This window comes from Burkholderia sp. Bp8994 (genome assembly GCF_003853805.1).
Classification (GTDB): domain Bacteria; phylum Pseudomonadota; class Gammaproteobacteria; order Burkholderiales; family Burkholderiaceae; genus Burkholderia.
This window is the reverse complement of record NZ_QTQH01000009.1, coordinates 173,541-194,194: the sequence shown is the minus strand read 5'-3', so window position 1 is coordinate 194,194 and position 20,654 is coordinate 173,541. Positions and strand designations below refer to the sequence as shown.

The following is a 20,654-nucleotide window of genomic DNA, read 5'->3' as shown; positions in this document are numbered from 1 at the left end:
GCGATTCAAATCGAAACGAACGCCCGGCTCAAGGTAATGATGCGTAATCGTTCCGAATCGGATTGGCGCATGCATGTTTTGCATCGAGCGGCGAATTTCGGGAATTCGCGAGATAATGCCGACTAATGCGAATTAATCAGAGCGCGGAATCGTCGACGACGCACATATCCGCCGCCTGCCCCGAGGATGATGCCACCCACGCCGCTCGCTACGCTGCGCCGTCATACCGCGACGGCCGTGGCACGCATACTGTCGCCCCGCGGCGTGCTCGTCGCCGGCGTCGTGCTGCTGCTGTTCAGCTGGGGACTCTCGACGTCGCTTTTAATCGAGGCACGCCACGACGCGTATGACCATGCGGTCGAAAATGCGCGCAACCTGATGCTGCTGATCGAGCGCGATATTTCCCGCAATATCGAACTGTATGATCTTTCGCTGCAAAACGTCGTCGACGGGCTCGCCGATCCGGAACTGACGGCATTGCCGCCGCGCCAGCGTCACCGGCTGCTGTTCGACCGCGCCGCGACCGGCGCGTATCTCGGCGCCATTTTCGTAATGGATCCGCACGGCAATATCGTGATCGATTCGGCCGCATCGCCGCCGCGACAAGGCAATTTCGCCGACCGCGAGTATTTCGCCGTGCATCGCGACCGGCTCGTGCAGGGCCTCTATATCAGCCGGCCCTATGCGTCCCGGCTGCGCGGCGGCGCGCTGACGATCGCGCTCAGCCGCCGGATCACGCTGGCCGACGGCCGCTTCGGCGGAATCGTCGTCGGCACGCTCAACATCGGCTACTTCCGCGCGCTGCTCGACGGGCTCGCGGTCGGCCAGCACGGCAGCGCGGCGATCGTCGAGGACAATGGCGCGCTCGTCTCGCGCCTGCCGTACGATCCGCGCGTGGTCGGCCTCGACCTCCACCACTCCCCGCTCTTCATCAAGGCGCAGCGCAGCAGCGAAGGCGTGCTGACGGGCGTCGGCGCGATCGACGACGTGCGGCGCATCTACGTCTACAAGCATCTCGCGCATCTGCCGCTGATCGTCGACGTCGCGCCCGCCGAGATCGACATCTACGCGCCGTGGCGCCATCGCGCGATCTGGACCGCCGTGCTGATGGGCCTGTTTACCGTGTTCATCCTGGGGGGCTCGCTCGCGCTGTCGCGCGAACTCGAGCGCCGGCAGGTCACCAAGTTGAATCTGTACCGGCTCGCGCATACCGATTCGCTGACCGGGCTCGACAACCGCGGCACGTTCGATGCCGTGCTCGCGAAGGAGGCGCAGCGCGCGTCGCGCAGCGGCCGGCCGCTGTCGGTGCTGTTCGTCGACGTCGATCATTTCAAGGCGTTCAACGACTACTACGGCCACCTCGCCGGCGACGACGTGCTGCGCCGCGTCGCGCAATCCGCGTCGCGCTGCCTGCGCCGCGACAGCGACCACGTCGCGCGCTACGGCGGCGAGGAATTCGTCGTCACGCTGCCCGACACCGACGCGCAGGGCGCGGCGACCGTCGCCGAAGCGATCCGCCGTGCGATCGCCGGGCTCGACATCGCGCACGTCCGCAGCCCGTACGGGCACGTGACGGCGAGCATCGGCGCGGCGACCAGCGCCGGCGGGCGCGTCAACGCCGCGACGCTGCTGCGGCAGGCCGACGCGGCGCTGTACCACGCGAAGTCCGGCGGCCGCAATCGCGTGTCGAACGCCGAGGCGAATACGGCCGACGCGTGACGCGGCGGCCGGCGGCACCCGCGCCGCGCCGCGCCGTCGTGGACAGCCCGCGCGCGTTCGGCTAGCGTTACGTCAGCCGCGCGTGCGGCGCGGCGCCGGCCCGCCCGCGCCGCACGCGCATTCCGGCCATCCCGCCGGCCACCCCCGCTCCGTCATGACCGCCCAGTTCCCTGCCCGATTCCCGCCGCTCCTGCGCCACGCGCTCCGTCCCCTGCTGGACCCGTACCGCCGCTACCGGCACGCGAAGCTGATCCATGCGGCGCGCGTCGCGCTCGCGATTCTCGTGTCGATCGCCTTGTCCACCGGCCTGCGCGTGCCGCACGGCGAATGGTCGACGATCACCGTGCTGATCGTCGTCGGCGGACTGCAGCACCACGGCAACATCCGCAAGAAGGCGGCCGAGCGCGCGCTCGGCACGTCGATCGGCGCGCTCGCGGGGCTGGGGCTGATCCTGCTCTACTCCGTCCTGCACGCGCCGCTCGCGATCTACCTGCTGATGGCGATCGCGTGCGGGCTCTGCGCGTATCACGCGATCGGCAAGGCCGGCTACATCGCGCTGCTGTCGGCGATCACGATGGTGATCGTCGCCGGGCACGGCGACAACGAGATCGTCGACGGCCTGTGGCGCGCGGTGAACGTGCTGACCGGCATCGCGATCGCGCTGGCGTTCTCGTTCGCGCTGCCGCTCTATGCGACCTACTCGTGGCGCTACAAGCTCGCCGACGCGCTGCGCGCGTGCGCGGCCGTGCATGCGCGGCTCGCGGGCGACCGCCACGTGAGCGACGACGCGCACCTGAAGGAAATGGCCGCGCTGAGCGCGCTGCTGGTGCAGCTGCGCTCGCTGATGCCGTCGGTGTCGAAGGAATGCGACATCCCGGTCACGCAGCTCGAGGCGATCCAGCGCGGCCTGCGCCTGTGCATCGGCTATCTGGAGATCCTGTCGAGCACGGTGCCGGCCCGCGACGACCTCGCCGCGCGCGAATACATGCGCACCGAGATGAAGGCGATGAACCGGCGCATCCGCGACACGCTCGTCGGCGCGAGCCGCGCGCTCAAGTTCGGCACGCCGAGCCGGCTCGCACCGCGCCGCCGGCCGGCCGAGCCGCCGCACGACGCCCCGCCGGCGCAGTTGTCGGGCTACGTGTCGATCACGGCCAAGCTGGCCGGCGAAGTGGATCAGTTGCGCGAGAAACTGCTCGATACCGCGCAGGCGTGGAATATCTGAACCTGGAGCTTTGACGATTCGAAGGCCGACGGACGCCGGGCGCCTCAGGGCATCTTTCATTAGCCTTTCATAAAGGTGGCCCGGCATCCTGAGCGCGGATGCCGCACCGGCCGACCGATCTGGCCCCGCCAATCGGGCGTGCGCGCCGGCGCGCCTTCGCCAGTTTCGACCGCCGTCCGAGGCCGTTTCGCGCCGGATTCTCCGGCCGGTTAATCGCCCGCCAGGCCCGTCGCGACAGGCCCGAAGACGTATTGGCGCGAAAATCAGGTCTTGCCCCAACTTCCCGGACAGCCGATACTCGCATATTCCGCGAAATACGATCCCACCGGCTTCAATCCACGGTAATTCCTATGAGCACGATTCTCGAAAGCCTCCCGACCGGCCAGAAGGTCGGTATCGCCTTCTCCGGCGGCCTGGACACCAGCGCCGCGCTGCACTGGATGAAACTGAAGGGCGCCGTCCCGTACGCATACACGGCGAACCTCGGCCAGCCCGACGAAGACGATTACGACGCGATCCCGAAACGCGCGATCGAATACGGCGCAGCCGGCGCCCGCCTGATCGACTGCCGCGCGCAGCTCGTCGCCGAAGGCATCGCCGCGCTGCAAAGCGGCGCGTTCCACATCACGACCGCGGGCGTCACGTACTTCAACACGACGCCGATCGGCCGCGCCGTGACGGGCACGATGCTCGTCGCCGCGATGAAGGAAGACGGCGTCAACATCTGGGGCGACGGCAGCACGTACAAGGGCAACGACATCGAGCGTTTCTACCGCTACGGCCTGCTCGTGAACCCGGACCTGAAGATCTACAAGCCGTGGCTCGACCAGACGTTCATCGACGAACTCGGCGGCCGCGCCGAAATGTCCGAATTCATGAACCAGGCCGGCTTCGCCTACAAGATGTCGGCCGAGAAGGCGTATTCGACCGACTCGAACCTGCTCGGCGCGACGCACGAAGCGAAGGACCTCGAAAGCCTCGAAAGCGGCATCAAGATCGTGAACCCGATCATGGGCGTCGCGTTCTGGCGCGACGACGTGAAGATCGCCGCCGAGGAAGTGACGGTGCGCTTCGAAGCCGGCCAGCCGGTCGCGCTGAACGGCGTCGAGTTCAAGGATCAGGTCGAGCTGCTGCTGGAAGCGAACCGCATCGGCGGCCGCCACGGCCTCGGCATGAGCGACCAGATCGAGAACCGCATCATCGAGGCGAAGAGCCGCGGCATCTATGAAGCCCCGGGCCTCGCGCTGCTGTACATCGCATACGAGCGTCTCGTCACCGGCATCCACAACGAAGACACGATCGAGCAGTACCGCGAGAACGGCCGCCGTCTCGGCCGCCTGCTGTACCAGGGCCGCTGGTTCGACCCGCAGGCGATCATGCTGCGCGAAACGGCGCAGCGCTGGGTCGCGCGCGCGATCACCGGCGAAGTGAAGATCGAACTGCGCCGCGGTAACGACTACTCGATCCTGAGCACGAAGTCGCCGAACCTCACGTATCAGCCGGAACGCCTGTCGATGGAGAAGGTGGCGTCGACGTTCTCGCCGCGCGACCGGATCGGCCAGCTGACGATGCGCAACCTCGACATCACCGATACGCGCGACAAGCTGCGCGTGTATTCGCAAGTCGGCCTGCTGACGCCGGGTGAAGCGTCGGCGCTGCCGCAGATCAAGGGCGACGACAAGTAAGTCGCTTCGTTCGACGCCGGGGCGCGTAGCCGATACGCGCTCCGGCCGGGCAGGCCGCATGTGCATCGGTGCACGCGCGGCCTGCTGCTTCTTCCTCCGCTTCTTTCCCTTCCTGCTCTACTCGCGCCACCGCGTCACGCGCAAACGGCGCTGCAAGGCTACGGCAATCGTGGCAAGCTGCCAGTCGTCCGATTTCCGGCCCGGCTCATGACTTCCCTCACCGTCATCCACCTGAACGGCCCGATCAACAGCGGCAAGACGACGATCGGTCGCGCACTCGCGCAGCGACTGCCCGATGCGCGCTTCATCGACGGCGACGATCACGACGCGCCCGACGACACCCCGTTCGACGTGCAGTGGGCGATCGCGCTGGCGCGCCTCGTCAAAGAGATCGCGCAGGCACGCGAACGTCATCTGGTGATCGCCTATCCGATCGGCGACGCGGAATTCGACCGGCTGCGCGCAGCCTGCGACGCACGCGACGCGCGCCTGTTCGTCGTGACGCTCGCGCCGCCGGAAGCGATCGCGGCGTCGGATCGCGGCACGCGCGCGCTGACGGACTGGGAGCGGCAACGTATCGCCGAGATGTATCGCGAAGGGTATGCGGCGCGCGCGTTCAGCGATTGCTTCGTCGACACGTCGAAAGCGTCGGCCGATGCGTGTGCGCAGGAGATCGCACGAAGCGCGCAATCGCCGAACGTGTAGCGGGGAAACCGGCGCGCGCGAGGGGCGGAAGTCGCGTCACACCGCGTAGTGGGCAAAGGCCTCGCGCACGCGAGCGCCGGCACCCTCCGCACAGTCGCCACGTCCGGCAACACGCGCTGCCTGCAATTCAATGATGATGCCGCACCCCCGGCACGACCTGCTCGCGCGCCCCCTTGCGGCTCAGCATGAGCGTGACGACCGCCGACACCGCGAGCGTGCCCGCCACCACGTACAGCCCGGCCGCATAGCCGCCCGTCACGTTCTTCAGCCAGCCGATCGCGAACGGCCCGACGAAGCCGCCGAGGTTGCCGATCGAGTTGATCATCGCGATCCCCGCGGCCGCGCCGGCGCCGGACAGGAACGCGCTCGGCATCGCCCACAACGGCGCCTTCGCGGCGCTGATCCCGATGTTGACGACGACCAGCGCGAGCACGGTCAAGAGCGCGGTGCTCGCCTGCCCCGCGAACACGAAGCCGATGCACGCGAGCACGCACGGAATCACGACATGCCACGTGCGTTCGCCGGTGCGATCCGAATGCCGCGCCCAGCCGATCATCGCGACGACCGCGGCGATGCTCGGGATGCCGGTCAGCAGGCCCGTCTGCCACGCGGTGAAGCCGAACTGCCTGACCATCAGCGGCGCCCAGAGGCCGAGCGTATAGAGCCCCGCCGACGTGCCGAAGTAGATCAGCGCGAGCGCCAGCACGCGCGGGTCGCGCAGCGCCTGCCACGCGCCGGCCGTGTGCCCGGCATGCGCGTGCCGCGCGTCGGCCTCGGACTTCAGCTTCGCGACCAGCCAGTCGCGCTCGTCCGGCTGCAGCCACGCGGCCTTCGACGGCGCATCGGTCAGGCACGTCAGCACGACGAAGCCGAGCAGGACCGCGGGCAGCGCCTCGACGATGTACAGCATCTGCCAGTCGGCGAGCCCGAACAGCGGCGGCATCTGCATGATCGCGCCCGACAGCGGCGAGCCGATCGCGGTCGAGATCGGCGCGGCCGCCATGAACCACGCGGCCGCCACCGCGCGCTGCTTCGCGGGAAACCACAGGCTCAGGTACAGGATGATGCCGGGGAAGAAGCCGGCTTCCGCGATGCCGAGCAGGAAGCGCAACACGTAGAAGCTCGTCGGCCCGGCTGCGAACGCGGACACCGCCGACACGATGCCCCACGTGATCATCACGCGCGCGATCCAGATGCGTGCGCCGACGCGATGGAGAATCAGGTTGCTCGGCACTTCGAACAGAAAGTAGCCGATGAAGAACAGGCCGCCGCCGAGTCCGAACGCGGTCGGCGACAGGCCGATCGCCTTGTTCATCGTCATCGCCGCGAAGCCGACGTTGACGCGATCGAGAAAGCTGACGAAGTAAAGCAGCATCACGAACGGAATGATGCGCCACATCAGTTTCCGCGCGACGCGGGTTTCCAGATCCGCTTGCATGTGTCTCCTCCTTCGAGGTCGAGTCGCGCGCTGTCCGCGCGGGCTCGGTGGGTACCGCCGGCATCACGACGAAGCGTGCGCGCCGGCGCCCGGCTCGCGTCGAATGCGCGAGTCGCGGGCAAAAAATCCGGGAGGCGGCGAACGGAAGGCGACCGGCTGCGCGTGCGGCCGTCGCCGTCCTCATCGCCGTTCTCGTTACTGTCAGGCGGCGACCGCCGCGTGCGCGACGCGCTCGCAGATGGCGGCCGTCACCTGCGCGGTCGTCGCGCTGCCGCCGAGGTCGCGCGTATGCAGCGACGGATCGGCCGTCACGGCCTCGATCGCCTGCATCACGCGCGCGGCCGCTGCCGTCTCGCCGAGATGCTCGAGCAGCATCACGACCGACCAGAACGTGCCGACCGGATTCGCGAGGCCTTGGCCCATGATGTCGAACGCGGAGCCGTGGATCGGCTCGAACATCGACGGATAGCGGCGCTCGGGATCGATGTTGCCGGTCGGCGCGATGCCGAGGCTGCCCGCGAGCGCGGCCGCGAGATCGCTGAGGATGTCCGCGTGCAGGTTGGTCGCGACGATCGTGTCGAGCGACGCCGGGCGGTTCACCATGCGCGCGGTCGCGGCGTCGACGAGTTCCCTGTCCCACGTGACGTCGGGGAATTCCTGCGCGACCTGCTTCGCGATCTCGTCCCACATCACCATCGCGTGACGCTGCGCGTTGCTCTTCGTGATGACGGTCAGCAGCTTGCGCGGACGCGACTGCGCGAGCCGGAACGCGAAGCGCATGATGCGTTCGACGCCGGCACGCGTGAGGATCGACACGTCGGTCGCCGCCTCGATCGGATGCCCCTGGTGCACGCGGCCGCCGACACCCGCGTATTCGCCCTCCGAGTTCTCGCGCACGATCACCCAGTTCAGGTCGGCCGGCCCGCAGCGCTTCAGCGGCGCGTCGATGCCGGGCAGGATGCGCGTCGGCCGCACGTTCGCGTACTGGTCGAAGCCCTGGCAGATCTTCAGGCGCAGGCCCCACAGCGTCACGTGGTCGGGCACGTCGGGGTCGCCCGCCGAGCCGAACAGGATCGCGTCCTTGCCGCGCAGCGCGTCGAGGCCGTCGGCCGGCATCATCGCGCCGTGCAGGCGGTAGTAATCGGCGCCCCAGTCGAAATCCTCGAACTCGAACGCAAAGCGGTCGCTGCCGCGGGCCAGCGCTTCCAGCACCTGCTTGGCCGCAGGCACCACTTCCTTGCCGATGCCGTCGCCGGGAATGGTCGCGATACGGTAGGTCTTCATGCTGACATCCTCGATTGATCGTGAGCGTGAACGCACTTTACCGAACTGGAAGTGTGGAAACCGGGGCTATACTCAAAGCATCTTTAACTTCAATTCATGAATCCCGTCATGGCGGATACCGTCCAGCCGGCCGATCTCGGCTTCTTCTCGACGCTGGCCGCGGCGGGCAGCCTGAGCGCGGCCGCGCGCGAGCTCGGGCTGACCGCGGCGGCCGTCAGCAAGCGGCTCACACAGATGGAGCGGCGCGCGGGCGTGACGCTCGTCAACCGCACGACGCGGCGCATGATGCTGACGCCCGAGGGCGACGTGTATCTCGACTACGCGCGCCGGATCCTCGATCAGATGGACGAACTGGGCGAACTGCTCGGCAGCGCGCGGCAGCGGCCGAAGGGGCTGCTGCGCGTGAACGCGACGCTCGGCTTCGGGCGCAGCCACGTCGGCCCGGCGATCTCGCGCTTCGTCGCGCGTTTTCCGGAGGTGTCGGTGCAGTTGCAACTGTCGGTGATGCCGCCGCCGCTCACCGACGACGCGTTCGACGTGTGCATCCGCTTCGGCGAGCCGCCCGATACGCGCGTCGTCGCGCGACGGCTCGCCCCGAACCGCCGGCTGCTGTGCGCGGCGCCCGCGTATCTCGCGCGGCACGGCACGCCGGGCACGCCGCACGAGCTGACGCGGCACAACTGCATCGGCATCCGGCAAGGCGACGAAGGCTACGGGATCTGGCGGCTGGCGAGCGGACGCGGCGCGGCGCGCAATACGGAAGCCGTGCGGATCAACGGCAACCTGACGACGAACGACGGCGAGATCGCGGTGAAATGGGCGCTCGACGGGCACGGCATCCTGATGCGCGCCGAGTGGGATATCCGCGACTACCTGGCCGACGGGCGCCTCGTCGTCGTGCTGCCCGACTACGAAACGCCGAGCGCGGATATCTACGCGGTGTATGCGCAGCGGCATCAGATGTCCGCGCGAATACGCGCGTTCGTGGATTTTCTGGCGGGGGAGCTGGGTGGGTGACGGGAGGCGGGCGCCAATGCACGCGAACGTATCAGGATCGCGGCGCGACCGGTTCGACTGATTGAGTCTGACGATGCACCGGCTGGCGGAATGCCAGTATTTTGGCGAACCGGCCCACAAATCGCCAGAATATTGGCACATCCGGACGCGCGCCCCGCCGTCACGCCGCGGCCGCCAGCCTCCCGTCGGGCTCGCACGCGGCGATCGCCGTCGCTGCCATCTGCCGCAGCGCTGCCCCAGGCACGCTCACACCGGCCCGGTCCTGCGCGGCATCCTCGAAACGCTCCGCGATCCAGTCGACGAACGCGCGCACGCCCGGCGACACGTGCCGGCGCTTCGCATAGACGGCCGACACCGAAACCGCGCCCGGCCGCCACCGCGGCAGCACTTCCTGCAACTGTCCCGCGTCGATCAGCGGCTGCGCGACGACGCGCGGCGGCTGGATCAACCCGAGGCCATGCACGCCGCACGCCAGGTACGCCTGCTCGTCGTCGACGCTGACGATGCCATCGAGCCGGATCTTGCGCACCGCGCCGTCGATCGCGAATTCGAGTTCGGCGGTGCGCTGGGCCGACGCGAACGCGCCGTTGACCGCGCGATGCCCGGCGAGCGCATCGAGCGAACGCGGCACGCCGCAGCGCTCGAGATACGCCGGGCTCGCGCAGGTCACGCGCTCGAGTGCGCCGAGCGGGCGCGCAACCAGCGACGAATCGGGCAGCGCGCCGAGCCGGATGCTGCAGTCGACCGCATCGCCGATCAGGTCGGCCGCGCGTCCGGACACGCCCAGCATCAGCACGAGTTCCGGATGACGCGCATGGAACGCGCCAAGCGCCGGCAGCACGATCGCGTCCGCCACCGCTCCCGGCAACTCGACGCGCAGCGGCCCGCTCGGATGCCGCGCCGCATTGCGCAGGCTCGCTTCGAGCTCGTCGACGTCCGCGGTGATGCGCTGGCACCGCCGGTAATACGCGTCGCCTTCCGGCGTCGCCCGCAGCGCGCGCGTCGTGCGCACCAGCAACGGCATGCCGAGCGCCGCCTCGAGTTCCTGCACGGTGCGCGTCGCGGTCGCGCGCGAAATGCCGAGCGAGTGCGCCGCGCGCGTAAAGCTGTTCATCTCGACGATGCGCGTGAAGATGCGCATCGCGCGAATCGGATTGTCCACCGGAAACTCCCGCGGAATACGGCATCACGCATCACGCGCGAACGCGACGCGGCGCATGCCTGTCAGTGAGCGAGCCGCGCCGCCGGCGCGGCGACCGGTTCAGTCGCGCGTGGCCGTGGCCGCGCGGGCCGGCGCGGCGAGCAGCTGCCGTGCCAGCGCGAGCGCCTCGTCACGATTCACCGCCGCGTTCAACGGATACCCCCAGACCTTCTCGAACGCGGCCGAGAACGCATCGAGCGCCGCGCGCCGCTGCGCGTCGGGCTCGACCGCGATCATCGCGGGAATCCATTCGCGCGATTGCGCGCGATTCGCCTTGCTCCATTTCGCGAGCTGCTTGCGCATCTCGTGATCCTGCGCATCGCGATCGTCGCCGGACGGTGCATCGTCGGTCAGGAACACGAAACGTTCGCGGCGCGCGAGCAACGCGTCGAGTTCGGCCAGCAAGTGCGCGGGATCGCTCGACGGCGAACGCGCGTAACGCAACCACACCAACGGGAATTCAGTCGTGACGATCTGCATGTCTGCCTCCAGATGAGAATGATTCTCATGTTAAGGAGCGACGCCCGTCCCGTCATTTCTCGTGCCGGCCAACCGCTTGTTCGATCCGGTCAAGCGCGCGCGTGCCGACCTGGCACGGCACGGCTCAGCACGGCACGGTCAGCGCTGCCGGTCGGTCAGGTATTGGGTCGGCGACTTGCCGGTCGCCTTGCGGAACATCGTCACGAAGCTGCTCGCGCTCTCGTAGCCGAGGTCGATCGCGATCTGGTGCACGCGGCGGCCCGCCGTCAGCATCCGCAGCGACAGCGCGACGTGCAGCCGCCGGCGCCAGTCGCCGAGGCTCATGCCGAGTTCCTTCGCGGCGAGCCGCGTGAGGCTGCGCTCGCTGACGCCGGCGCGGCGCGCGAGTTCGGGCAGCGGCGACTTGTCGGCCGGGTCGTCGAGCAGGTGATCGATCAGCCGGCGCAGCCGGCGGTCGGCCGGCATCGGCAGATACAGGTCCTCGACCGGCGCCGCGACGAGTTCGTCGAGCAGCGTCGCCATCAACCGCCCCTGCGGACCGTCGACGTCGTACAGGCTCGGGAAGCTCGCGGCCTTCAGCAGCAGTTCGCGCAACAGCGGCGACATGCCCAGCGTGCAGCAGCGCGCCGGCAGGCCGGGCGCCGCATCGGGCTCCACCAGCACCGCGTAGAACGTCGCGCCGGCCGAACCGCGCGCCGAATGCGTGACGCCGCCCGGAATCCACACCGTGCATTGCGGCGGTGCGCTCCACACGCCGCCGTCGATCTCGCAATAGATGACGCCGCTCAGCGTGTACAGCAGTTGCGCCTGCGGATGGCTGTGCCGTTCGAGCCGCCATTCGGGCTCGACGACCGAGCCGCCGAACACGACGAGCGGGCGCGGCACGTGATAGACGTCGGCGTCGGCAGCGGGGGCGGTAACGGGTGGCAGGTCGCGCATGGAACGATGGTGTCGAAAGCGGCCGGACGGCGTGCCCGCGCGGCCTTTCGTGCTTATACCAGAAAGGCGCCGGCGCGGCTGCGCGGTTCCCGGCCGGCATCGGCAGACGCGCGCCGATCCGAATACAATGCGTCGATCCCCCGCCGCCTCGCCAACCTTGCCGGAGCCGCCATGTTCGACCTGACCACGCTGGCCACCTTCACCGCCGTCGTCCTGGGCCTGTTCCTGATCCCGGGCCCCGCCGTGCTGCTCGTGCTGAGCCGCACCGTGCAGGGCGGCCGCAAGACCGGCATCCTGACCGGCCTCGGCGTCGCGAGCGGCGACTTCGTGCATACGCTGTTTGCCGCCGTCGGGCTGTCGGCGCTGCTGATGACGTCGGCGCTCGCGTTCAACGTCGTGAAGCTGGTCGGCGCGGCCTACCTCATCTACCTCGGCGTGCGTGCGCTGCTCGACGGGCCGTCCGATCCGTCGCTGCCGAAGGTGCCGCCCGTCACGCCGCTGACGGCGTACCTGCAGGCGATTCCCGCCGAAGTGCTGAATCCGAAGACCGCGCTGTTCTTCCTCGCGTTCATGCCGCAGTTCGTGCATCCGGAACGCGGCTCGACGTTCGTGCAGTTCGCGGTGCTCGGGCTGATCTTCGTCGTGCTCAGCTCGCTCTATACGACGCTGATCGCATGCTCGATCCGTCCGCTCGGCCGCGTCGTGAAGCGGCTTGCGTGGCTCACGCGCTGGCAGGGAAAGATCATCGGTTCGATCTTCATCGCGCTCGGGCTGCGCGTCGCGGTGCAACAGCGCTGACGCGGGTTTCGCGTGACGTCCGACGCGGCGGCCGCCGGCGAAATCCTCTATGCCGATCCGCGCCTCGTCGCGGTCTACGACCGGTTCAACGCCGGCGATCGTGACTTCGCGTTCTACGCATCGCGCCTCGGCACCGGGCGGCAACGGATTCTCGATCTCGGCTGCGGCACCGGCACGTTCGCGCGCCGGCTTGCGGCGGCCGGGCACGACGTCGTCGCGATCGACCCCGCACCCGCGATGATCGACCATGCGCGACGCCAGCCGGGCGCCGGCGCGGTGCGCTGGCTCGCGTGCGATCTCGGCGGCCTGCCGCCCGGCGCGCCGTTCGATGCCGTCGTGATGACCGGGCACGCGTTCCAGTGCCTGCTGACCGACGCGGAGATCGACGCGACGCTGTGCGGCGTGCGGCGCGTGCTGGCCGACGGCGGGCGCTTCCTGTTCGAGACCCGCAATCCGCGTGTCGAGCCGTGGCTCGGCTGGACTCCGGCGGCGTCGGCCACCCGCATCGATTCGCCCGAATTCGGCAGCGTCGAACTCCATCATGCGGTGACCGCGGTCGACGGTCCGATCGTGTCGTTCGACACGGTCTACCGCTTTCATCGTGACGATACGCAAGTGAAGAACGCGAGCCGGCTGCGCTTCATCGCGCAACCCGACCTGCAGGCGCGTGTCGCGGCCGCCGGCTTCTCGTCGGCCGACTGGTGCGGAGACTGGAACGGTGCGCCGTTCGACGACGCGGCCAGCGCGGAGATCATCGCGATCTGCCGAGCGTGAATGGTGGAACATCGTTCACGCGCGGCTACCGTGCAGCGAGCACTCCGCGAATCGAGTCGACCCGGTCGCGTCGTACCCCGATTCGGCCAACGCACGTCGGCCGGCAGCCAGTGAAGAAAAAGACAAGAATAGATGGAAGCATCATGCGTTCAAGAGCTTGCGCCGGACGACTGAAGGGGCGATCGAAGGTGAAGCAAATGAGTAACGATGATTTTCAGGTGATGGAACTGGCGAACGGCAAGCCGGTGAAGATGTGGACGCAAGGCGTCGCGGTCGAGGACGACGCGCGCACGCAACTGCGCAACACCGCGCAAATGCCGTTCATCTTCAAGCACGTCGCGGTGATGCCCGACGTCCACCTCGGCAAGGGCTCGACGATCGGCAGCGTGATCCCGACGAAGGGCGCGATCATCCCGGCCGCGGTCGGCGTCGACATCGGCTGCGGGATGATGGCCGCGCGCACGACGCTCACGGCGGCGGACCTGCCGGACGCGCTCGGCGGGCTGCGCAGCGCGATCGAACGCGCGGTGCCGCACGGCCGCGCGCCGGGCCGCCGCGATCCGGGCGCATGGGGCGATCGCACGCCGGCCGCCGTGACGGAGTCGTGGAAGTCGCTGCTGCCGGGCTTCCAGCGGATCGTCGGCAAGTATCCGAAGCTGGAAAAGACGAACCACTACGCGCATCTGGGCACGCTCGGCACGGGCAACCACTTCATCGAGGTGTGCATCGACGAAGCGGATCGCGTGTGGTTCATGCTGCACAGCGGCTCGCGCGGCGTCGGCAATGCGATCGGCAGCCTGTTCATCGAACTCGCGCAGGCCGACATGCGGCAGCACATCGCGAACCTGCCGGATCGCAACCTCGCGTATTTCACCGAGGGCAGCCGGCACTTCGACGACTACGTCGAAGCGGTGGGCTGGGCGCAGGACTACGCGCGCCGCAACCGGCAGGCGATGATGGACGCGGTGATCGGCGCGGCGCGCGGCGTGATCGCGAAACCGTTCGCGGTCGACGAGCACGCGGTGAACTGCCACCACAACTACGTGCAGCGCGAACGCCACTTCGGCGAGGACGTGCTCGTCACGCGCAAGGGAGCCGTATCCGCGCAGAAGGGACAGCTCGGCATCATTCCGGGTTCGATGGGCGCGAAGAGCTTCATCGTGCGCGGGCTCGGCAATCCGGAGAGCTTCTGCTCGTGCAGCCACGGCGCCGGCCGCGCGATGAGCCGGACCGAAGCGAAGCGCCGCTTCACGGTCGACGACCAGGTCAAGGCGACGCGCGGCGTCGAATGCCGGAAGGACGCGGGTGTCGTCGACGAGATCCCGATGGCCTACAAGGACATCGATGCGGTGATGGCGGCGCAGCGCAGCCTCGTCGAAGTGGTGCACACGCTGCGTCAGGTGGTGTGCGTGAAAGGATAGCGCGGCGCGCGGCCGAAGGCCGGGCGGCCGCGCTCGATGAAAGATCCGTGGCCGCGACCGTATCGCACGTCCGGTGCGGCCGACGACCGCGGTGATGCGCCACCGTCACGTCACGCGCCGACGATCGAGATCGAAAACCCGTCCCAGCCCTTCAGCCCGACCGTCTGCAAGGCGGTCGTCGTGAGGTTCGGCTCGGCGACGATCCGCGCGAACCCGTCGCGCACGCCGACGACGTCCGGCTCACGGTTGTCCGGATCGGCCACGCGCCCGCCTCGCACGACGTTGTCGACGACGATCACCGTGCCGGGCCGCGACAGTTTCAGCGCGGCGTCCAGATAAGCGGCGTTGTTGTCCTTGTCCGCGTCGATGAAGATGAAGTCGAACGGCGCCTCGCCCGCATCGACGAGCCGCGCGAGGCTGTCCTTCGCGCTGCCGACCACCACCGACACGACATCCGCGAACCCGGCGCGCGCGATGTTCCGCGTCGCGACCTTCGCGTGATCGGGGTTCAGTTCGAGCGTCACGAGCCGGCCGTCCGGCGGCAACGCGCGCGCGAGCCAGATCGTGCTGTAGCCGCCGAGCGTGCCGACTTCGAGGATGCGCCGTGCGCCGCGAATCGTCGCGAGCAGCTGCAGCAGCTTGCCCTGGTTCGGCGCGACGTTGATCGCGGGCAGCCCGGCCGCGTCGCTCGCCGCGAGCGCGGCGTCGAGCGCGTCGTCGGTCGGCACGAGCGTCGCGGAGAAATACGCATCCACCTTGTTCCACTGATCCTGGTCCATCGCGCCCCCTTCATCCGAGGAAAAACGCATTCTATGCGCGGCGGCCCCATAAGCAACAAACCATTCGTTCTAAGGACGGCAGCGCACCTGCTTCTATAATCGCTCGACCACGACAACAACAGATGGAGCACTCATGACCGATCAGGCCTCTTCGAACTGGCGCCTCGAAACCATCGCCGTGCACGGCGGCTATCGCCCCGACCCGACCACGCGCGCGGTCGCGGTGCCGATCTACCAGACCGTTGCGTACGCATTCGACGACACGCAGCACGGCGCAGACCTGTTCGACCTGAAGGTCCAGGGCAACATCTACACGCGGATCATGAACCCGACGACCGACGTGCTCGAACAGCGGATCGCCGCGCTCGAGGGCGGCATCGGCGCACTGGCGCTGGCGTCGGGCCAGGCGGCCGTCACGTACGCGATCCAGACGATCGCGGAAGCCGGCGACAACATCGTGTCCGCCAGTTCGCTGTACGGCGGTACCTACAACCTGTTCGCGCATACGCTGCCGCAATACGGCATCACGACGCGCTTCGCCGATCCGCGCGACCCCGCGTCGTTCGAGCCGCTGATCGACGCGCGCACGAAGGCGATCTTCGCGGAATCGGTCGGCAATCCGCTCGGCAACGTGACCGACATCGCCGCGCTCGCGGAAGTCGCGCATCGCCACGGTATCCCGCTGATCGTGGACAACACGGTGCCGTCGCCGTACCTGCTGCGTCCGTTCGAACACGGCGCGGACATCGTCGTGCACTCGCTGACGAAGTATCTCGGCGGCCACGGCACGAGCCTCGGCGGCGCGATCGTCGATTCGGGCAAGTTCCCGTGGGCGCAGCACGCGGACCGCTTCAAGCGGCTCAACGAGCCCGACGTCAGCTATCACGGTGTCGTCTACACCGAAGCGTTCGGGCCGGCCGCGTATATCGGCCGCGCGCGCGTCGTGCCGCTGCGCAACATGGGCGCGGCGATCTCGCCGTTCAACGCGTTCCAGATCCTGCAAGGCATCGAGACGCTCGCGCTGCGCATCGAGCGCATCAGCGACAACGCGCTGAAGATCGCGCAGCATCTCGCGCGCCATGAACACGTCGAATGGGTGAACTACGCGGGGCTGCCCGATCACCCGGATCATGTGCTCGTCGCGCGCTACCTGTCGGGCCGCGCGCCCGGCATCCTGACGTTCGGCGTGAAGGGCGGACGCGACGGCGGCGCGAAGTTCCAGGATGCGCTGAAGCTGTTCACGCGGCTCGTCAACATCGGCGACACGAAGTCGCTCGCGACGCATCCGGCCTCGACGACGCACCGCCAGCTGTCGCCGGCCGAGCTCGCGAAGGCCGGCGTGAAGGAGGAAACGGTACGGCTGTCGATCGGCATCGAGCACATCGACGACCTGCTCGCCGATCTCGACCAGGCGCTCGCGCAGCTGTGAGCCGATGCGGGCGTGCCGACACGCCCGCTTCAAGGTGTTCAATCCCCGGTTCGCGATGGATCGCGTCGCATACCATCGAATGCGTGACGGGTGATGCCCGTTGCGAACCACGCAAGCGTATCGCTGTCGCACGGCACGATCACGCGTTGGCCCGGACACTGCGAGTGCCGGGCCTTTTTTTGCTCGTTTGCGGAATTCCGTGGACAGGGCTTGCCGATCCGGTTCGGCCAACCGCACGTCCGCGAAGCAGCCATCTATCCGGTGCGGGATCGTTCAAGGCGATACGAACCGCGACGACTCCCGTGCATCCATTGGATTGCTATGAGCGTCGCTTGGGGTTCCACGCCTTGTGTACGAACTCGAGACGGTTGCCGTCGAGGTCGGCGACGTTGGCGGCGTAGTAGCCGGGGGCGAAGTAGGTACGATCCGCCGGTCTTCCCTCATCGATGCCGCCGGCCTTGATTGCGGCTGCGTAGGCAGCGTCGACGAGTTCGTTCGTATCGCAGACGATCCCCAGGTAAAGCCCGGTCTCGCCTGGCTGACGTTTGCGTAGCCAGATGCTTGATCCAACCCCCTCTCCCTTGCCGTACACATCGTCGCCGATGCCGTAGAGATCGGGGACGCTCGCCGGGCCATTCGCGGAGTCGTAGTTGCCGAATACGCTCCAGCCGAGTGGCTTCAAGGCTTCGGAGTAGAAGATCAGCGACTTCTCGATGTCGGTGACTGAGATGTAAACGTGATCGATCATTTGCCCGCCTTCGCCGTGGATGGGTGCTGTTCGTGCATAACTATAGTCGACAGCCGCGCATGTGGCGCGGGGATATGACTGCATCAAGGAGTGACGTTGCGCTTCGGGAACAGGCACGGATGCGTGTTCACGTAGAAGTTCGGATTGCCGCATCGATGCCCCGCATGGTCGATCTGTTCGCCGGGCATCAGGCCGGTGGACCGCATCGCGCGCGGCCTTCGGCGCGGACGATCCGACCGTCCCGGCTTCGGGACGGGATGACGCGCAACCGGCGACCAACGGGGCAATCAGCAGGGCAAGCAACGACAGGCGAATGGCGGGACGATCCACTGTCGGGTCCGGAATGAAAGTCTACACGAGACCGTCCGCCCTCCATGCCGGTGCGGCGAACGGTGCGCATGCCGTCGACACCATCGGCCGTCGGCAGGCGACATGCTCCGCGTCCCGCTCATCGCATGCATGACCCGAACATGACGATTGCATCACGTCGGCCAGACCCGCACGTCACGCCCCTCGGCCCCGCAATCTGACGCATTTGTCATCTGCCGATCACGGTCACGCTCGGCGGCTTTCGCATACTGCGCTCATGGATCGCCACCCGGCGGCCACATCAAGGAGAGCTTCATGAAAACGGCAAGACTCGCAGCCCTGTTCGTCACCGCCACGCTGTCGCTCGGCGTCGCCTCGCAAGCCGCCTTCGCGCAAACGCACACTCAAACGCAAGGCAAGACCCGCGCGGAAGTCATCGACGAACTCAAGCAGGCGCAGCACGACGGCGTGGTGCCGACGAGCAAGACGCAGTACCCGCCGACCAGCGAGATCATCGCGCGCAACAAGGAACTTCACGGGATCTCGGTGCATGCCGGCGAGAAGTCGCCACAGGCCGACAATCACGACAGCCTCGCGACGCGCTGATGCGAGTCAGGCGTGGGTGCTGCCCGGCGATCGCCGGCAGCGTGCCGCGCGCCGCCGGGTCGCGGCGAACGTGCGGCCGTGCCGTGCGGTGCGATCGCGGCACCGCAGAGGGTGAAGATCGGGCAGACGACACTGCCGGCTGGACAGTGTCCGCAACGCAGTTTTACAAGCTGCCCCGCTTCGCGCGCCGGCGTTGCACCAGCCAGTCGAGCAACTGCCGTCCGTCGCGTTCGCCGAACCATCGCGCATGACCGATCAGATAACCGTCGTACGCAACCTCGACGATGTCCGGTGCATTGACGATGCAGCCGAAATACGCGACTTCCGACAGCGCGAATTCGGTATGCACGATCGGCAGCATCGCGACCAGCGCCGCATATGCGTCGTCGCTCAGCGGTTCGAGCGATTCGTAGCCGTCGAGCAGCGCGCCGATCTGTTCATGCTCGACGCGACGTGCATCGGCCGGCGCCATCCAGTCGATCGCGTTGCGTTCGATCGCGAGCGCGAGATCCATGACGGCGCAGGTGCGATCCGACAAGCCGAAATCGAGCACGGTCCGCACCTGCGCGCCGGGCGCGGCGTCCGTCCACAGCAGATTCGACGCATGCCAGTCGCCGTGCGTCCAAAGCGGCGCCAGCACGGGCAGCAGCGGCACGAGGCGCGCGTGGTACGGGCCGATCGCATCCGCGACATCGCCGCGCCAGTCGCGCGTGCCGAGCGCGCGCACCAGCAGCGGCTGCGCATCGACCCAGCGTTCGAGCGCATCGGGAAGATCGGCGGACGACAGCACCCGGAAACTCGACAGCAGCGTGCGCACGGGCCGCGCCGGCGCATCGTAGCCGGCCGACGCGCGATGCAGTTCGGCCAGCGCGCGGCCTGCCGCGTACGCATGTGAAGGATGCGTAAACGGCTGCCACGACATCACGCCGCGATACGCGTCCACACCTGGCGCCACCACGTGCACTTCATAGGTCCAGTCGCCGGATGAGAACGCGGTCGCGCCGTCGCGACCGGCGAGCACGTCCGCGACCGGCACACCGCGATCGCGCAAATGCGCGATGAAGCGATGCTCCTCCTCGAGCCCGGCGACGTCGCGCAGGCTCGCGTGATGACGCTTGACGAACAGCGCGCGCGCGTCGGTCGTGTGCACCAGCACCGCCGCCGAGAACGGCCGCGGGCTGTGCCACGTAAGCCGCGCCGGCGCGCCGACGCCATCGATCCGCGCAAGCACGCCCGCGACTTCGTCGTGCGTCATCAGCGGCCAGTCGCGTTCGGCCTGCTCGCCGTCGACGCCGAATTGCGGCGGCGCGACGTCCCGCATGTCGGCGACGTCACGCGATGCAGGCGCGTCCGGCTCGAGTGGAAATGACATGAACGACGTCGCTCCGTAGTTGAATCAGCCCGTGAATCGGCTCGTGAATCAGCCCTTGGATCAGCCCGCCGGGCTCGCCGTCGTGCGCAGCGCATTCGCCGTCCGGCTCCAGTCGCGCCAGCCGACGACGGCGAGCGCGATGAACAGCGCGTAGAGTCCTGCCGTCAGATACAGCGCCTTGAACACGAACATCCCGACGTACACGACGTTCACGACGATCCACAGCCCCCACGACGCGATGTAGCGCCGCGCGGTCCAGTATTGCGCGACGAGGCTGAACGCGGTCAGCGACGCATCGACGAACGGCAGCGCCGCATCGGTCCAGCGCGCCATCATCCCGCCGAGCAGCGCGCTGCCGACGACGGCCGCGATCAGATCGGGCAGCATCTGCCGCGGCCGCACGCCGGTGACGGGCGCGACGTCGCCTTGCGGCGCCGCGCCGCCGCCCGCCTCGAGCGTACGCTGCGCGATCCAGCGGCGCCAGCCGTACACCTGCAGCACCGCGAACGCGCCCTGCAGCAGCATGTCGGAATACAGCTTCGCGTCGAAGAAGATCCAGCCGTACAGCGCGACCGACGCGAGCCCGACCGGCCAGCACAGCATGCGCCGCTTCGCGGTCAGCCAGATCGCGAGCGCGCTGACGATCACGCCGGCGATTTCGAGTGGGGACATCGTCTGTGCTCTCCTGGTTGGCTGCCGGGGCCGCGCATCACGCGGCCGGGTCC

Annotated in this window: 20 protein-coding genes; 10 read left to right on the top strand and 10 right to left on the bottom strand. The window is 68.2% G+C overall.

Translation table 11 applies throughout. The annotated features are described in order from the left end of the window. Window positions 1–186 precede the first annotated feature (186 nt). From DIE04_RS12105 to DIE04_RS12090, 4 genes are all read left to right on the top strand, one after another. The gene (locus DIE04_RS12105; RefSeq protein WP_409333445.1) at window positions 187–1,719 is read left to right on the top strand and encodes a diguanylate cyclase; all 1,533 of its coding nucleotides are present in this window, start codon (window positions 187–189) and stop codon (window positions 1,717–1,719) included. A gap of 154 nt (window positions 1,720–1,873) precedes the next feature. Further along, window positions 1,874–2,944: an FUSC family protein gene (locus tag DIE04_RS12100; protein WP_124488804.1), complete on the top strand. Its 1,071-nt coding sequence runs from the start codon at window positions 1,874–1,876 to the stop codon at window positions 2,942–2,944. Window positions 2,945–3,294: 350 nt separating this feature from the next. Beyond that, a complete protein-coding gene (gene argG, locus DIE04_RS12095) occupies window positions 3,295–4,629 on the top strand; it encodes an argininosuccinate synthase (protein WP_044848086.1) in 1,335 nt (444 codons plus the stop codon). Window positions 4,630–4,836: 207 nt separating this feature from the next. Then, window positions 4,837–5,334 carry a shikimate kinase gene (locus DIE04_RS12090; RefSeq protein WP_124488805.1) on the top strand — a complete coding sequence of 166 codons (498 nt, stop codon included), beginning with the start codon at window positions 4,837–4,839 and terminating at the stop codon, window positions 5,332–5,334. Window positions 5,335–5,461: 127 nt separating this feature from the next. Here the strand turns inward: DIE04_RS12090 and DIE04_RS12085 are convergent, their stop codons facing one another. Then, window positions 5,462–6,772, bottom strand: a complete 1,311-nt coding sequence (locus DIE04_RS12085) for an MFS transporter (protein ID WP_124488806.1) — start codon at window positions 6,770–6,772, stop codon at window positions 5,462–5,464. Between the two features lie 201 nt (window positions 6,773–6,973). Next, on the bottom strand, window positions 6,974–8,056 hold the full coding sequence (locus tag DIE04_RS12080; RefSeq protein ID WP_124488807.1) for a tartrate dehydrogenase: 1,083 nt from the start codon (window positions 8,054–8,056) through the stop codon (window positions 6,974–6,976). Window positions 8,057–8,164: 108 nt separating this feature from the next. Between DIE04_RS12080 and DIE04_RS12075 the strand changes: the two genes are divergently transcribed. Continuing rightward, window positions 8,165–9,073 carry a LysR substrate-binding domain-containing protein gene (locus DIE04_RS12075; protein ID WP_124488808.1) on the top strand — a complete coding sequence of 303 codons (909 nt, stop codon included), beginning with the start codon at window positions 8,165–8,167 and terminating at the stop codon, window positions 9,071–9,073. Window positions 9,074–9,233: 160 nt separating this feature from the next. Here the strand turns inward: DIE04_RS12075 and DIE04_RS12070 are convergent, their stop codons facing one another. The 3 genes from DIE04_RS12070 to DIE04_RS12060 form a co-directional block, all read right to left on the bottom strand. After that, window positions 9,234–10,235, bottom strand: coding sequence for a LysR family transcriptional regulator (locus DIE04_RS12070; RefSeq protein ID WP_124488809.1), 1,002 nt, complete (start codon window positions 10,233–10,235; stop codon window positions 9,234–9,236). Between the two features lie 99 nt (window positions 10,236–10,334). Further along, window positions 10,335–10,754, bottom strand: a complete 420-nt coding sequence (locus tag DIE04_RS12065) for an ATP--cob(I)alamin adenosyltransferase (RefSeq protein ID WP_124488810.1) — start codon at window positions 10,752–10,754, stop codon at window positions 10,335–10,337. Between the two features lie 138 nt (window positions 10,755–10,892). After that, window positions 10,893–11,693, bottom strand: coding sequence for a helix-turn-helix domain-containing protein (locus DIE04_RS12060; protein ID WP_124488811.1), 801 nt, complete (start codon window positions 11,691–11,693; stop codon window positions 10,893–10,895). Between the two features lie 171 nt (window positions 11,694–11,864). Between DIE04_RS12060 and DIE04_RS12055 the strand changes: the two genes are divergently transcribed. From DIE04_RS12055 to DIE04_RS12045, 3 genes are all read left to right on the top strand, one after another. Next, the gene (locus DIE04_RS12055) at window positions 11,865–12,491 is read left to right on the top strand and encodes a LysE family translocator (RefSeq protein WP_044848096.1); all 627 of its coding nucleotides are present in this window, start codon (window positions 11,865–11,867) and stop codon (window positions 12,489–12,491) included. A gap of 12 nt (window positions 12,492–12,503) precedes the next feature. After that, the gene (locus DIE04_RS12050) at window positions 12,504–13,265 is read left to right on the top strand and encodes a bifunctional 2-polyprenyl-6-hydroxyphenol methylase/3-demethylubiquinol 3-O-methyltransferase UbiG (RefSeq protein WP_124488812.1); all 762 of its coding nucleotides are present in this window, start codon (window positions 12,504–12,506) and stop codon (window positions 13,263–13,265) included. 197 nt (window positions 13,266–13,462) lie between these two features. Further along, window positions 13,463–14,686, top strand: a complete 1,224-nt coding sequence (locus DIE04_RS12045) for an RtcB family protein (RefSeq protein ID WP_124488813.1) — start codon at window positions 13,463–13,465, stop codon at window positions 14,684–14,686. A gap of 110 nt (window positions 14,687–14,796) precedes the next feature. Here the strand turns inward: DIE04_RS12045 and DIE04_RS12040 are convergent, their stop codons facing one another. Further along, window positions 14,797–15,465, bottom strand: a complete 669-nt coding sequence (locus DIE04_RS12040; RefSeq protein ID WP_044848099.1) for an O-methyltransferase — start codon at window positions 15,463–15,465, stop codon at window positions 14,797–14,799. A gap of 133 nt (window positions 15,466–15,598) precedes the next feature. On the opposite strand from DIE04_RS12040, the gene DIE04_RS12035 reads away from it, so the two are divergent. After that, on the top strand, window positions 15,599–16,894 hold the full coding sequence (locus DIE04_RS12035; RefSeq protein WP_124520338.1) for an O-acetylhomoserine aminocarboxypropyltransferase/cysteine synthase family protein: 1,296 nt from the start codon (window positions 15,599–15,601) through the stop codon (window positions 16,892–16,894). Between the two features lie 319 nt (window positions 16,895–17,213). On the opposite strand, the gene DIE04_RS12030 is transcribed toward DIE04_RS12035, so the two are convergent. After that, window positions 17,214–17,642, bottom strand: a complete 429-nt coding sequence (locus DIE04_RS12030; RefSeq protein WP_124520339.1) for a VOC family protein — start codon at window positions 17,640–17,642, stop codon at window positions 17,214–17,216. Window positions 17,643–17,725: 83 nt separating this feature from the next. Beyond that, entirely contained in the window at window positions 17,726–17,848 is a 123-nt protein-coding gene (locus DIE04_RS30110; protein ID WP_260426899.1) for a hypothetical protein, read from the bottom strand. Between the two features lie 418 nt (window positions 17,849–18,266). Here DIE04_RS30110 and DIE04_RS12020 point away from each other — a divergent pair, with 418 nt between their 5' ends. Continuing rightward, complete coding sequence (locus DIE04_RS12020) at window positions 18,267–18,557, top strand: DUF4148 domain-containing protein (protein ID WP_124520340.1); 291 nt, start codon at window positions 18,267–18,269, stop codon at window positions 18,555–18,557. A 163-nt stretch (window positions 18,558–18,720) separates the two neighbouring features. On the opposite strand, the gene DIE04_RS12015 is transcribed toward DIE04_RS12020, so the two are convergent. Both DIE04_RS12015 and pnuC read right to left on the bottom strand, forming a co-directional pair. Next, the gene (locus DIE04_RS12015) at window positions 18,721–19,929 is read right to left on the bottom strand and encodes a phosphotransferase enzyme family protein (RefSeq protein ID WP_124520341.1); all 1,209 of its coding nucleotides are present in this window, start codon (window positions 19,927–19,929) and stop codon (window positions 18,721–18,723) included. A gap of 60 nt (window positions 19,930–19,989) precedes the next feature. Further along, a complete protein-coding gene (gene pnuC / locus DIE04_RS12010; RefSeq protein ID WP_124520342.1) occupies window positions 19,990–20,601 on the bottom strand; it encodes a nicotinamide riboside transporter PnuC in 612 nt (203 codons plus the stop codon). Between the last annotated feature and the right edge of the window lie 53 nt (window positions 20,602–20,654).